Below are 13459 nucleotides of genomic sequence, written 5' to 3' on the forward strand. Positions count from 1 at the left end.
CCGCCTCAGATCCGGCGGGCCAGGTCGGCGGCGCCGATCACGCCCGCGCTGTTGCCCAGCTCCGCCGGGAGCACCTCGGCCACCGGCAGGCGACCACGCTGGGCGAGCGCGTCGACGTACGAGCGGCGCGTCGGGCCGAGCAGCAGGTCACCGGCGTCGATCACACCGCCGCCGACCACCAGGGTCTGCGGGTCGAGGATCTGTGCCATGTCGGCGAGGCTGGTGCCCAGCCACCGGCCGATCTGCGCGAACGCCTCGGCGGAGATCGGGTCTCCGTCCTGCGCGGCGGCGGTCACCATCGGACCGGTGATCGCCTCGGCCTCACCGCCGGCCAGTTCCAGCAGCGCGGTGGCCCGGTTGGGTTCCTGCCGGGCGCCGGCTCGGGCGAAGCGGACGAGGGCGCTGCCGCTGGCGTACTGCTCGATGCAGCCCAGCCGGCCGCAGCCGCACTGGTGTCCGTCCGGCACGGCCAGCATGTGGCCCAGTTCGGCGGCGATGCCGTGCGCGCCGCGCATCAGCTCGCCGCCGAGGACGACGCCGCCGCCCACGCCGGTGCCGATGGTGAACATGATCATGGAGTCGTCGGCGGCGCGGGCCGCGCCGTACCGGAACTCGGCCCAGGCGGCCACGTTCCCGTCGTTCTCCACGATCACCGGAAGCCCGATGGCCTTGCCGACGTACTCGCGCAGCGGTTCGTCACGCCAGGCCAGGTTGGGGGCGAAGAGGACCGTCGACCGACTGGCGTCGATCCAGCCGGCCGCGCCGATGCCGACGGCCTCGATCGTCCGACCGGCGGCCAGCTCGCCGACCAGCTCGATGATGACGTCGCGGGTCTTGCCGACGTCGTCGGCGGGAGTGTCCCGTCGGGTCTGCACGAGGACCGTGCCGGTCTCGTCCACGACACCGCCGGCCACCTTCGTGCCACCGACGTCGACTCCGATGGTCAGCGTCACCGCTGCCGCCCCCCTCTGCTGCTGTCCGGCCCGCGCGCCGGCGATGTGCCGGTCCGGGTCGGGATGTCCCGCGCTCAGGCGCCGTCGCCCGATGCTTCCGCGTCGGAGTGGTCGGGCGCCCGCGAGGCGGGCACCACGGGACGGGTGGTCGGTGCCGGCACGGTCGCCGACCCGGCGTCGTCGACGGGTGGTGCGGCGGCCGGGGCGAGTGGATCCGCCGTCCGGGTGGCGACCGACCAGACATCCCGTTCCGGCGCCGGCTGAGAATCATGCCCGGTGCGGGTGGCATCGCGCCACACGTGATCGTCGGCCGCCGCGGTGGACGACGTCGGGACGGCCGGTTCCGGCAGCATGTCGTCGGTGCTCACGCCCGGTTCCGGCGACGTCCGGTCAGGCGTTCCGGTGGGCGGCCCGCTGGGGCTCGTCGTGGGCGACTCCGCCGGGGAGAACGCGCGGAGCAGGCTGGCGATGCCCGCCGCGAGGTCACCGGCGCCGGTCGCGAGACGCTCGGCGAATTCCGGACTCGGGTCACGCAACGCGGCGATGCCCCGACAGACCGGGCAGACACAGCATTCAGGCGATCCGGTGGCGAAAGCACTACCGGCGCCGGGACGCCCGTCGGCGCCGCCACTGTGACCGAGGACACCGGCCAGCACTCCGCCCAGCGAGCCGAACGCGCCGCCCGGCGAGCCTGCGGAGGCCAGTCGCGCCCCCGCTAGCACCGTGGCGACCAGCCGCTCCGCCTCTTCCCGGGCCGAACCCGGATCCGTTCCGCCCACCCTCGGCTCCTCTACCGTGCCACCGGACACGTCACTGCGCCGCACCGGTTGCTTCTACCCGGCGCTTGAGCTGCTTCAACGCGGTGTCCATGATCATCTTCTCGGCTTTGCGCCGAAACATCCCGAGCATCCCCACCGACAGGTCGACCTCCAGGGTGTAGGTCACCGTGGTGCTGCCGTCCGGGTTACCCACCAGGTCGTACGAACCGCGCTGGCTCTTCTGCATCTTCGAGGGGGCGACCAGGTGCCACTCGATCCGCGACAGGTCCTCGGCGTACTCGTAGGCGAGCACGTATTCGTCGGCCATCACCCCGGCGTCGATCGTGAAGCGCACCTGGCTGGCGTAGCCGTCCTCGTACTCCTCGACGACCTCGGCGCGGCGCACCGCGTCGGTCCACTCGGGGTAGCGCGCAAAGTCGCAGATGACCGCCGTCACCCGTTCCGGTGCGGCGCCGATGATGATCGACTGGGTGGAGGAGTCCGCCATGGGGGGAGGCTACCCGGCGCGTGGCGCCAGCACGCCGCGCCGCCCCCGGCGACGACGGGCAGCGTACAACGGCGGGCGTTGGCAGGGTGCCCTAGCTCACCGGGTAGGTTTCGACACAACCGACGCCCACCGTGGCGGCCGGCCCGGCCAGTGCGAGCACGAAGGAGTGCAGGTGCGCGAGTTCTCCGTCCCGCCGATCGTCACCGTTGGCGACGCGGCCAACCTCACCGATCCGGTCTGGGACAACGCCGAGGTCGCGCCCGATGCCGTCCAGTTCGCCCGACCCGTCCCGGGCGCCGACGGCACCGTCACCAGCTGGACCGACGTGACCTGCCTCCAGTTCCGCGACGAGGTGGCCGCCGTCGCCCGGGGCCTGATCGCCGCCGGCGTCGAGCCGGGCGTCCGGGTCGGTCTGATGAGCCGCACCCGCTACGAGTGGACGCTGCTGGACTACGCCATCTGGGCCGTCGGCGCGGTCACCGTGCCGATCTACGAGACGTCCAGCGCCGAGCAGGCCGCGTGGATCCTCGAGGACTCCAACGCGGTCGGCGTGGTGGTCGAGACCGAGGCGCACGCCAACCTGGTCGACGGTGTCCGGCACCGGCTGCCCGAGCTGAACAACGTCTGGCAGATCGACAGCGGCGCGGTCGACGAGCTGGTCACGACCGGCGCGCAGGTCGAGCCGGCCGCTGTCGAACAGCGACGCAAGGCCGTCCGCGCCGACGACCTCGCCACGATCATCTACACCAGCGGCACCACCGGCCGACCCAAGGGCTGCGTGCTCACCCACCGCAACATGTACGCCGACATCGCCAACGCGGTGCCGGTGCTGCCGAACCTGTTCAACGCCGGCGCGACCACCCTGCTGTTCCTCCCCCTGGCGCACGCCTTCGCCCGCCTGATCCAGATCGGCGTCGTGCAGGCGCGGGCCACCATGGCGCACTGCGCCGACACCAAGAACCTGGTCGCCGAGTTGCAGGCGTTCCGGCCGACCTTCGTGCTCTCCGTACCCCGGGTGTTCGAGAAGGTCTACAACGCCGCCAAGCAGAAGGCCGAGGCGGACGGCAAGGGCGGCATCTTCGCCCGCGCGGAGCAGGTCGCCATCGCGTACAGCGAGGCTCTGGAAACCCGGGGCGGACCCGGCCTGGCGCTGCGCGCCCAGCACGCGGTCTTCGACCGGCTGGTCTACCGGAAGCTGCGCGCCGCGCTCGGCGGGCGGTGCCGGGACGCGATCTCCGGCGGCGCGCCGCTCGGCGCCCGACTCGGGCACTTCTTCCGCGGCATCGGCGTGACGGTCCTGGAGGGCTACGGCCTCACCGAGACCTCGCCCGCCGCCGCGGCGAACCTGCCCAGCGGCACCCGGATCGGCACTGTCGGTCGCCCGCTGCCCGGCGTGACCGTCCGCATCGAGGACGACGGCGAGATCCTGATCTCCGGCGAGTTGGTCTTCCAGGGCTACTGGCGCAACGAGGCGGCGACCGCCGAGACGATCAGCTCCGACGGCTGGTTCCGCACCGGCGACCTGGGCAACCTCGACGCGGACGGCTATCTGAGCATCACCGGCCGCAAGAAGGAGCTGATCGTCACCGCCGGCGGCAAGAACGTCGCCCCGGCGGTGCTGGAGGACCTGGTCCGGGCGCACCCGTTGATCAGCCAGTGTGTCGTGGTCGGCGACGCCAAGCCGTTCATCGCGGCCCTCGTGACGGTGGACGAGGAGGCGCTGCCGACCTGGTTGGAGAACGCCGGCATGCCCGCCGACACCTCGGTCGAGCAACTGCGCGAGCACGAGGGCCTTCGACAGGAGATCCAGACCGCGATCGACACCGCCAACCAGGCCGTCTCCAAGGCCGAGGCGATCAAGGTGTTCCGGGTCCTGCCCCGCGACTTCACCGAGGCGACCGGCGAGTTGACCCCGTCGCTCAAGGTCAAGCGCCAGGTTGTCCACAAGACGTACGCGGCGGAGATCGCCGATATCTACCGAGGCTGACTACCATCCGTCACGTGCCCGCATCCACAGCCACCGCACCGCACCCGCATCCCCTCGCCGCGGCCGCCCGCCTGGTGATGCTGGCGTTGATCGCCGTCCTGACCCTGTTCGCCACCCGTGACGTCACCCAGCTGTGGTGGATCGCGTTGCTGGCGGTGGCCGGTCTGCCGTCCCTGCTGGCTCCCCAGCACCGGCTGATCGCGCCGCTGAGCAGGGTGGCGGAGGTCGTGGTGCTGGGCCTGGCCGCGAGCCACGTGGCGGCGGTCGCGTCGATCGGCGGCACCGTCGACGGGCTCGGCGCCTCGGCGATACTCCCCTACCTGGCCGTCCCGGTGACCGTCACCGCGCTGCGCCGCCGCTTTCGTGAGGGCAGCGCCCTGCTCGCGGTCACCGCCGCCACCCTGCTGGTCAGCGGCGCCCTGACCACCGTCGGCGGCGGGATCCAGCTCGGCCAGCCGGGCTACCTCGCGGTCTGCGCGCAGTGGCTGATCCTGGCGGCCCTCGGGCTCTACGCCGCCGGCACCCTGCACCGGGTGATGGCCGTACGCGGCGAGGGCAAACCCCAGCCGTACGCCGAGGCCACCCGCCTGCTGACCCAACTGCGGACGGTGGCCCGGCAGCTCCCCGGGGCCACCCTCGACCCGGGCGGCATCTCCGAGCATCTGCTGGAGGAGTTGCGCACCGTGGCCCGGGCCGACCGGGGCGCGGTGCTGTCGGCCAGCGGCGGCGGCCGGCTCGTGGTGCTCGCCCAGGCCGGCGTCGACCGGGTCGACTGGGAGACGACGCTGGACGCGGATTCGGCCATCGCCGACGCCTGGGCCAGCCAGCAGGCCACGACGGCCGCACGCTCACAGTCCCGCTCGCACCGTGGCGGCGACGTGTCCGCGCTGATCGTCCCGCTGGTCGCCGGTGTACGCACCGTGGGGCTGGTGGTGCTGGAGGCGGACGTGGCGCAGGCGTACCCGCCGCCGGTGGTGTCCCGGGTGACGGCGCTGACCCGCCCGGCCGCGCTGCGGCTGGAGGCGGCACTGCTGTTCGACGAGGTCCGTTCGCTGGCCACCAACGAGGAGCGGCAGCGGCTCGCCCGGGAGATCCACGACGGGGTGGCGCAGGAGTTGGTGATGGTCGGCTACGGCATCGACAACGCCATGGCCACCGTCTTCGACGACGCGGACGAGACCGCCGAGGCCCTGCGTACGCTGCGCGCCGAGGTGACCCGGGTGATCCAGGAACTGCGGCTGAGCCTCTTCGAGCTGCGCAGCGAGGTGGACCGGCAGGGCGGGCTGGCCGCGGCGATCGCCGAGTACGCCCGCACCGTGGGCGCGTCCGGCGGGCTGCGGGTGCACCTCTCGCTGGACGAGTCCACCGCCCGGCTGCCGGCGGCCACCGAGGCCGAGTTGCTGCGCATCGCGCAGGAGGCGGTGACCAACGCCCGCAAGCACGCCGGCGCCTCGAATTTGTGGGTCACGTGTGAGGTCGACCCCCCGTACGCGCAAATAGAAGTGTCGGATGACGGTCAGGGGATGGCTGACCAGCGCCCCGACGGGCGGTACGGTCTTGCGATCATGGCCGAGAGGGCGGAACGTATCCGGGGCCGGTTGGAGATCAGGCCGCGGCAACCCAGCGGCACGACCGTGGCGGTGGTTCTCGGTTCCTCGTCCCGGCGCGACAACGTGCGCGACAGCGCAGCACCAGAAGGGGAGTAACCCGAGGATGACCACAAGTCCGACACCGGCCACCCGCACCAAGGTCCTCCTTGTCGACGATCATGACCTGATTCGCAAGGGCCTGCGGCACGCCTTCGAGCGCGACCGCCAGTTCGAGGTCGTCGGTGAGGCGGCCACGGCGGCGGAGGGTGTACGCCAGGCCGGCGCCCTGCAGCCGGACGTGGTGATCATGGATCTGCGGCTGCCCGACGGCAGCGGCCTGGAGGCCACCCGCGCGCTGCGCAAGTCCAGCGCGTCGATGGGCATCGTGGTGCTGACCATGTACGCCGGCGACGACCAGCTCTTCGGCGCACTGGAGGCCGGCGCGAGCGCCTTCGTCCCGAAGACCGCCCCGGCCGACGAGGTGGTGGCCGCCGCGCGGCACGCCGCCTCGTCCCCCAGCGCGTTCACCGCCGCCGACCTGGCCGAGGCGATGAAGCGTCGGCTCGCCCCGTCCGGCCCGCAGTTGTCGCCCCGGGAGGGGCAGGTGCTGCGGCTGCTCGCCGACGGCATGAGCGTGGCGGGGATCGCCAAGCAGCTGTTCGTCAGCGAGTCCACGGCCAAGACGCACATCTCGAAGCTCTACGAGAAGCTCGGTGCGGCCAACCGGGCGCAGGCCCTGATGACAGCGCTCCGACTCGGCCTGCTCGAGGCACCGGACGCGCCCAAGTTCTGACCTGTTCCCGCTCGTCGAGCGGGACGTCGCGGCCGATGGTCCGCGCCGGCTTCACCCCCGGCGCGGGCCGTCGCGCATCGACCGACGTCGGCGGGCAACCCCCGGCGCGCTATGGTCTGGCGTGCGTGGCGGGTGCACAATACCCGCGCGGGTGACGACGCCCGCGTCGCGGACTCGAGGGGTTGACGCATGCAGCGGCCGGACTGGGCACCCGACACCATCGACATCGAGCGCCCGAGCGTCGCGCGGATGTACGACTACTACCTCGGTGGTTCGCACAACTTCGCCGCCGACCGGGCCGCGGCGCAGGCGATGGTCGCGGCGGTGCCCGAGGCGCCGCTGATGGCGCAGGCCAACCGGGCGTTCCTGCGCCGGGCCGTGCACCACCTCGCCGAGGCCGGGATCCGGCAGTTCCTGGACATCGGGTCGGGCATCCCGACCGTCGGCAACGTCCACGAGATCGCCCAGCGGCTCGACCCGCAGTCGCGGGTGGTCTACGTCGACGTCGACCCGGTGGCGGTGGCGCACAGCCGCGAGATCCTCGCCGGCAACGAACGGGCGGTGGTGGTGCAGGAGGACCTGCGACGCCCCGAGGCGATCCTGGCCCACCCGGACGTCCGCAAGCTCCTCGACCTGAGCCAGCCGGTCGCCGTGATGGTGGTGGCCGTCCTGCACTTCGTCTCCGACGACGACCGACCCGCGGAGCTGCTGGGGACGCTGCGCGACGCGCTGGCCCCCGGCAGCCACCTCGTGCTGTCGCAGGCCAGCGACGACGGGCGCAGCGAGGACGAGCGCGCCGAGGCGGAGCGGGTCTACCGGCGCACCGACAACCCGCTGTGGGTGCGCAGCCGCGCCGAGCTGACCGCGCTCTTCGACGGGTTCGAGCTGCTCGATCCCGGCGTGGTCTGGGTGCCCGAGTGGCGACCGGACACTCCGGAGAGCGCGGAGGACGCCGAGCGGGCGGTCTTCATGGGCGGTGTCGGGCGGCTCGGTGGCTGAGCCGCCCGGGGTGACCTCCCACCCGGGCACGTTCGCCCGCGCCTGGGCGAAGGCGGTCTCCGGGACCAGCTACCTGCCGATGACCCAGGCTCAACTGGAAGCCCTCCTGGACCGGCTCACCGGGCAACTGGCCGGCGCGTTGCTGACCGAACCGTTCGACCTGCGTGCCGGGCACCGGGTCGGCGCCGAACTGGTCGCCGCGCACATCGCTTCCGCGGAAGGGCTCGGCCGTACCGTCGAGGTCATCCAACTCCGCCTCGTGCGCGACCTGGGTCTGGTCGCCGAGGACGTCGAGGACCGGATGGCCCGGCTGCTCGCGGCCGTGGCGACCGGCTACGCCCGCGCGCTGCGCGACCGGACGCTCGACGAGCAGGAGTCGATCCGCCGGGCCGCGATGAGGGCCCGTACGCAGGCCGAACGGGCACTGCGGGCCAGCGAGGCCCGGTTCCGTCACCAGGCCACCCACGACCCGCTCACCGCCCTGCCCAACCGGACGCTGTTCACCGAACGGCTCGCCGCCGCGCTGAACGAGCCGGGCCGAGGAGCGCAGCGCGTCGGGGTGTGCTTCCTGGACCTGGACCGCTTCAAGGTCGTGAACGACTCCCTGGGGCACCAGGTCGGCGACCAACTACTGGTCACGGTGGCCGAACGGCTGTCCAAGGCCATGGGTGAGCACCTGGTGGCCCGGCTCGGCGGGGACGAGTTCGTCATCCTGGTGGAACACACCGGCGGCACCGACGCCATGGTGGCGGTGGCCGAGACCGCGCTGGCCGCGGTCGCCACACCGGCCCTGGTGGACGGGCACGAGCTGCAGATCTCGGCGAGCATCGGCATCGTCGAGCGACAGGTCGCCGGGGCCAATCCCAGTGACCTGATGCGGGCCGCCGACAGCACGCTGCACTGGGCGAAGGCCGCCGGCGGGGCCCGCTGGGCGCTCTACGACGCCGAGCGCAACCAACGTGAACTGGCCCGCTACGCGCTGTCCGCCGCCATCCCGGCGGCCCTGGAACGGGGCGAGTTCTACCTCGACTACCAGCCACTGACCTCACTGCGCGACGGCAGCCTGGTCGGCGTCGAGGCGCTGGTCCGCTGGCGTCACCCGGAGCTCGGGGTGCTGCGACCGGACAGCTTCATCGGGTTGGCCGAGGAGACCGGCCTGATCGTGCAGCTCGGCGGGTGGGTGCTGGCCGAGGCGTGCCGCGAGGCGGAGGCCTGGTCCGCCGGTGGCGCGGCGGCACCGTTCGTCAGCGTCAACCTGGCGGTACGCCAGGTGCACCGGCCCGGGCTGGTGCAGGAGGTCCGCGCCCTGCTGCGGCAGACCGGTCTGCCGCCGGAGCGGCTGCAACTGGAGATCACCGAGAGCACGATGATGAGCACCGCCGAGGAGCCGGTCCGCGCCCTGCGGGTCCTGGCCGACCTCGGGGTACGGATCGCCATCGACGACTTCGGCACCGGTTACAGCAATCTGGCGTACCTGCGGGACCTGCCGGTGACCGAACTGAAGGTGGCCGGGGAGTTCGTGGCCGGCCTGCGGTCGCCGTCGGTCGGCCGTACCGACGAACGGATCCTCGCGTCGCTGGTCTCGCTGGCGCACGCGCTCGACCTGACAGTGACCGCCGAGGGCGTGGAGACCGCCGGGCAGGCCGAACGGCTTCGAGCGATCGGCTGCGATGCCGCCCAGGGCTGGCACTTCGGCCGGCCGGCCCCCGCCGACCGCATCCTCGCCCGCATCCGCTGAGTCGTCCGGGCCGGCGCCGGCAGGGCCACCACGCCGGCTAGGCCACCCCGCCGGCTAGGCCGCCGCGCGCTGGCAGGGCCGCCGGCTCCGGGCTGGCCCACCCGGCCCAGCCCATGATCGTGCTCAATCATCGATGTAGTGGGTCTCGGTGAGCCGAGCGGAGACCACTGCATCCTGGTTCGAGCGCGATCATCCGGTCCGCGCCGCGCGTTCCTCCTCAAGGTCCGCGCAACATCAGGTTTGTTGGTGTCTCCCGCGCGGCTGAGGCAGCAGTTTCGCTGATGGTGTGAAGACGTACGGCGCGAGATGCCTGCGCACGCCGCACCGACACCAGCAGCGGCACCAGCACCAGCAGCGGCACCAGCACCAGCACCGGCGCCAGCACCAGCGCCAGCGCCAGCGCCGACGCGGCGTAGACATTGTCTACGCGGGCTGGTAGACAGTGTCTATGGACGTGGACGAGACCGGGCTGCGGGCGCGACTGGTGGCCGCCGGAGTGGACCTGGTGCTGCGGGAGGGCCAGTCGGCGGTGTCGCTGCGGGAGATCGCCCGCCGCGCCGGCGTCTCGCACGGCGCACCGCGCCGCTACTTCCCCGCCCACGTCGACCTGCTCTCCGCCATCGCCCGCGAGGGCTTCGCCGACCTCACCGCCCGCGTCGAGAAGACCATGCGCGACGTCGAGCCCGACCCGCGTACCCAACTGACCGCGCTGGCCCGGACGTACCTGGACTTCGCGGCGGCCCACCGCGGCATGTTCGAGCTGATGTTCCGCCACGACCTGCTGGACAGCGGCCGGCTACGGCTGCGGGAGACGAGCCTCCCGCTGTTCGCCGTGCTGGCCGACCTGGTGGCCCAGCTACGACGGCCGACCGACGCCCCCGCGCCGGTGCTCGCCGGCGCGCTCTGGGCCAACCTGCACGGCATCGCCCAACTCTGGGCCTGGGGCAGCCTGCCGCTGGCCACCGGTGCCACCGACGACGACGCCCTGGTGCGTGCCGCACTCGATGCCCACCTCGGCCCGAGACCCGCATGAACCCACCCCCGGAGGACGCGTGCCGCTGCTGTACGACCTCACCAAGCTGACCGTCGGCACCGCGCTGCGTCTCGGCTGGCGACCTCACGTGGAAGGGCTGGAGCATCTGCCCCGGCACGGAGGAGCGATCCTCGCCAGCAATCACCTCTCCGTTGCCGACGAACTGTTCCTCGTCACCGCGGCACCCCGACACGTGACCTTCTGGGCCAAGGCCGAGTACTTCACCGGCCGAGGTCCGGGCGGCTGGCTCAACCGGCAGATCGTCGCCGGCATGGGCGCCATCCGGGTCGACCGCGCCGACGGCCGGGCCGCCCTGCGCGCCCTCGACGCCGCCGTACCGGTGCTGCGCTCCGGCGGCTTGGTCGCCGTCTACCCGGAGGGCACCCGATCCCCCGACGGGCGGCTCTACCGGGGCCGGGTCGGGATGACCCGCCTGGCCCGCGACGCCGAGGTGCCCATCATCCCGGTCGGCGTGCTCGGCACCGCCGAGGTGCTGCCGGTCGACGCGCGGCTGCCCCGCCGTCACCCGGTCGCCCTGCGGTTCGGCCCACCCATCCCGGTCGCCGACCGGATCACCGGCCCCCGCGACATCCGAACGATCACCGACGAGGTGATGGCGGAGATCCAGAAGCTGACCGGCCAGGAGTACGTGCCGCGCTACGCCCCGCCCCGGGAGAGCTGACGGGCGCCGATCAGCCGGCGAGCAGCGCCGCCATCCGTTCCGCCTGAGCCTCCCAGCGCCACTCGCGCTCGACCCACGCCCGGCCGGCGGCACCCAGCTGCCGGGCCAGGTCCCGGTCGGCCAGCAGCCGGGCAACCCGGTCGGCGAGCTGGGCGACGTCCCGGCCACGGACGACGTAACCCGTCTCGCCCTCACGGACCGCGTCCGGCGCGCCCCCGGAGTCACCGGCGACCACCGGCAGGCCGGTCGCGGAGGCCTCCAGGTAGACGATGCCCAGCCCTTCGACGTCGAGCCCACGGTTACGGGTGCGGCACGGCATCGCGTAGACGTCACCGGCCGCGTAGTGCGCGGGCAACTCGGCCGACGGCACCGAGCCGGTGAACACCACGTCCCGTTCCACACCGGTCTGCCGGGCCAGCTTCTCCAGCGTGGCCCGGTACGGCCCACCGCCGACGATCAGCAGCGCCGCGTCCGGCACCCGACGGCGGATGTCCGGCAGAGCCCGGATCAGCATGTCCTGGCCCTTGCGGGGCACCAGCCGGGACACACAGACCACCACCGGCCGGTCGGTCAACCCGAGCCGCGCCCGGACCGGCTCGCCGTCCACCGTCGGATGGTAGGTGTCCACGTCGACGCCGGGCGCCAACTGGCGCAGTTCGGTCACCCCGTCGAGCACCCGGGCCAGCCGGCTGCGGGTGTACTCACCGAGGTAGGTGGTGACGTCCACACCCCGACCGATGCGCCGCAGCGCCGGCCGGGCGGCGGGCAACGCCGCCCAACCGACCTCGTGGCCGTGGGTCTGCGCCACCACCCGACGTACGCCGGCCCGTCGGCGCAGACCGCCCGCGAGCAGCCCCAACGGGGCCGCCGCACCGAACCACACCGTGTCGCAGTCGTACGCGCGCGCCAACCGCGCCGCCCGGCGGGCGATCAACGGGGTCGGCAACAGCACCCGGGTGCGTTCCCGGATCACCTCGAACGGCTGGTCGGCGTCGAACTTCGCGGACCCGCGCCAGTTCGACGCGTACACCACCACCGAACCGGCCGGTTGCCGTACCGCGAGGTTGTGCACGAAGGACTGGATGCCGCCCGGGCGGGGCGGAAAGTCGTTGGTGATCAGCAGCGTGCGACTCATCGGCCGGCCTCCCGGGCGTACGCGCGGGCGGCGGCCATCCGCTCCACGGTGGACGGATGCGAGGCCGAGTAGAGGTATTCCCAGCGCGGCGGGTCGGGGTCGCCCAGGTTGACCGAGCCGAGCCGCCGCTGCATCGACTCGAAGGCCTCCGGGTCATCGGTGAGCGCGAGGGCGTGCGCGTCGGCCCGTGCCTCCACCCGCCGCGACATCAACGCCTGCACCGGCGCGGCCACCAACCCGGCCACCGTGACGAGCGCCAGCAGCAACGGGAACGCCCTCGGCTGGGCGACCGAGTCGACACCGGCCAGCCGAAGCAGCGGCCCCCACGACCCGAGCAGATAGAGCGCCACCACCGCAGCGGCGGCGCCCAGCGCCCCGGTCAGGGTGCCGACCGCCACGTCGGAGTCCTTGGCGTGCCCCAACTCGTGCGCCACCACGGCCGTCACCTCGGCCGGCGTCGCCTCGGTCAGCAACGTGTCGTAGACGACCACCCGCCGGGTCGGACCGAGACCCGAGACGTACGCGTTGACCGCCTTGGTGCGACGGGAGGCGTCGGCGACCAGCACGTCACGCACCGGCACCCCGTCCCGGGCGGCCATGCTCATCAGCTCGGTGCGCAGCGGCCCCTGCTCCATCGGCGTGAACTTGTTGAACACCGGCTCCACGAGCACCGGCAACACGAACGACAGCAGGATCACCAGCACTGCCGCCCCGCCCGCGCCGAACGCCCACCACCAGCGCGGCGCGAGCCGGATGACGGCGTAGAAGCCGAACAGCGCCACCGCGCCGATCACCGCGCTGACCGCGTACGACTTGAGCAGGTCGACAGCCCAGCCGCTCCAGCCGTTGGTGCTCAGCCCGTAGCGGGTGAGCACGCTCTGCCGCCAGGCGGCGAACGGAAGTGTCACCAGGTCGGCGACGAGCACGACGGCCAACCCGCCGAGCACGGCCTGCGCCGCCCAGTGCCCCCCGAAGGGTCGACCCACCAGCTCGACCAGGCGGCTGCCCAGCGGGGTGAGCCCGAGCGCGAGAGCGACAAGCAGGCCGACGGCGAGGGCGGTGTAGCTGCCGGGGCGCAACGCCGCCCGGAACTCCCGCCCCTTGGCCACCTGCTCGGCCGGTAGGTCACGCAGCGCCGCGAGCTGGTCGGCCCGGGGCGCGGGCGGCCGGTGCCAGGGGATCAGCAGCGCGGCGATCACGACCAACGCGACGGTCAACCCGGCCAGGGCCAGTAGCGCCCACCCGCGCGGGGTCACCGCGACACCGCCCGGCGGGCCGGGTCGC

At 73.1% G+C, this 13459-nt stretch carries 13 protein-coding genes; 7 read left to right on the plus strand and 6 right to left on the minus strand.

Annotated elements, in window-relative coordinates; genetic code table 11:
* Positions 1 to 5 precede the first annotated feature (5 nt).
* The 3 genes from O7631_RS29590 to O7631_RS29600 all read right to left on the minus strand — a co-directional run bounded on the left by O7631_RS29590 (position 6) and on the right by O7631_RS29600 (position 2219).
* Positions 6 to 953: an ROK family glucokinase gene (locus O7631_RS29590; protein ID WP_278147272.1), complete on the minus strand. Its 948-nt coding sequence runs from the start codon at positions 951 to 953 to the stop codon at positions 6 to 8.
* Between the two features lie 74 nt (positions 954 to 1027).
* Positions 1028 to 1732 (minus strand): hypothetical protein, encoded by a 705-nt coding sequence (locus tag O7631_RS29595; RefSeq protein WP_278147273.1) that lies wholly within the window; start codon positions 1730 to 1732, stop codon positions 1028 to 1030.
* Between the two features lie 31 nt (positions 1733 to 1763).
* Complete coding sequence (locus O7631_RS29600; protein ID WP_088988357.1) at positions 1764 to 2219, minus strand: SRPBCC family protein; 456 nt, start codon at positions 2217 to 2219, stop codon at positions 1764 to 1766.
* 172 nt (positions 2220 to 2391) lie between these two features.
* Here O7631_RS29600 and O7631_RS29605 point away from each other — a divergent pair, with 172 nt between their 5' ends.
* From O7631_RS29605 to O7631_RS29625, 5 genes are all read left to right on the plus strand, one after another.
* Positions 2392 to 4206, plus strand: coding sequence for a long-chain fatty acid--CoA ligase (locus O7631_RS29605; protein WP_278147274.1), 1815 nt, complete (start codon positions 2392 to 2394; stop codon positions 4204 to 4206).
* 14 nt (positions 4207 to 4220) lie between these two features.
* The gene (locus O7631_RS29610) at positions 4221 to 5912 is read left to right on the plus strand and encodes a GAF domain-containing sensor histidine kinase (protein WP_278147276.1); all 1692 of its coding nucleotides are present in this window, start codon (positions 4221 to 4223) and stop codon (positions 5910 to 5912) included.
* A gap of 7 nt (positions 5913 to 5919) precedes the next feature.
* The gene (locus tag O7631_RS29615) at positions 5920 to 6588 is read left to right on the plus strand and encodes a response regulator transcription factor (protein WP_007072219.1); all 669 of its coding nucleotides are present in this window, start codon (positions 5920 to 5922) and stop codon (positions 6586 to 6588) included.
* Between the two features lie 189 nt (positions 6589 to 6777).
* Positions 6778 to 7587 (plus strand): SAM-dependent methyltransferase, encoded by an 810-nt coding sequence (locus O7631_RS29620; protein WP_145779675.1) that lies wholly within the window; start codon positions 6778 to 6780, stop codon positions 7585 to 7587.
* Positions 7588 to 7666: 79 nt separating this feature from the next.
* Entirely contained in the window at positions 7667 to 9325 is a 1659-nt protein-coding gene (locus tag O7631_RS29625; RefSeq protein ID WP_278148057.1) for a bifunctional diguanylate cyclase/phosphodiesterase, read from the plus strand.
* Between the two features lie 217 nt (positions 9326 to 9542).
* Here the strand turns inward: O7631_RS29625 and O7631_RS29630 are convergent, their stop codons facing one another.
* Complete coding sequence (locus O7631_RS29630; protein WP_278147277.1) at positions 9543 to 9698, minus strand: hypothetical protein; 156 nt, start codon at positions 9696 to 9698, stop codon at positions 9543 to 9545.
* A gap of 75 nt (positions 9699 to 9773) precedes the next feature.
* Between O7631_RS29630 and O7631_RS29635 the strand changes: the two genes are divergently transcribed.
* Together O7631_RS29635 and O7631_RS29640 are read left to right on the plus strand one after the other, a co-directional pair.
* Complete coding sequence (locus O7631_RS29635) at positions 9774 to 10358, plus strand: TetR/AcrR family transcriptional regulator (RefSeq protein WP_278147278.1); 585 nt, start codon at positions 9774 to 9776, stop codon at positions 10356 to 10358.
* A 19-nt stretch (positions 10359 to 10377) separates the two neighbouring features.
* Complete coding sequence (locus O7631_RS29640; RefSeq protein WP_278147279.1) at positions 10378 to 11040, plus strand: lysophospholipid acyltransferase family protein; 663 nt, start codon at positions 10378 to 10380, stop codon at positions 11038 to 11040.
* A 10-nt stretch (positions 11041 to 11050) separates the two neighbouring features.
* On the opposite strand, the gene O7631_RS29645 is transcribed toward O7631_RS29640, so the two are convergent.
* Positions 11051 to 12175, minus strand: a complete 1125-nt coding sequence (locus O7631_RS29645) for a glycosyltransferase family 4 protein (protein ID WP_278147280.1) — start codon at positions 12173 to 12175, stop codon at positions 11051 to 11053.
* Positions 12172 to 13431: a M48 family metallopeptidase gene (locus tag O7631_RS29650; protein ID WP_278147281.1), complete on the minus strand. Its 1260-nt coding sequence runs from the start codon at positions 13429 to 13431 to the stop codon at positions 12172 to 12174. Before O7631_RS29650 ends, O7631_RS29645 begins: the two co-directional genes overlap by 4 nt.
* Positions 13432 to 13459: the final 28 nt, after the last annotated feature.

This window comes from Micromonospora sp. WMMD967 (assembly GCF_029626165.1).
Taxonomy (GTDB): domain Bacteria; phylum Actinomycetota; class Actinomycetes; order Mycobacteriales; family Micromonosporaceae; genus Micromonospora; species Micromonospora taraxaci.

Excerpts from the sequence above, each read along its gene's own strand:
- O7631_RS29600 (WP_088988357.1), bottom strand. The coding sequence starts at position 2,219 with ATGGCGGACTCCTCCACCCAGTCGATCATCATCGGCGCCGCACCGGAA.
- O7631_RS29615 (WP_007072219.1), top strand. The coding sequence starts at position 5,920 with ATGACCACAAGTCCGACACCGGCCACCCGCACCAAGGTCCTCCTTGTC.
- O7631_RS29620 (WP_145779675.1), top strand. The coding sequence starts at position 6,778 with ATGCAGCGGCCGGACTGGGCACCCGACACCATCGACATCGAGCGCCCG.
- O7631_RS29625 (WP_278148057.1), top strand. The coding sequence starts at position 7,667 with ATGACCCAGGCTCAACTGGAAGCCCTCCTGGACCGGCTCACCGGGCAA.
- O7631_RS29635 (WP_278147278.1), top strand. The coding sequence starts at position 9,774 with ATGGACGTGGACGAGACCGGGCTGCGGGCGCGACTGGTGGCCGCCGGA.
- O7631_RS29645 (WP_278147280.1), bottom strand. The coding sequence starts at position 12,175 with ATGAGTCGCACGCTGCTGATCACCAACGACTTTCCGCCCCGCCCGGGC.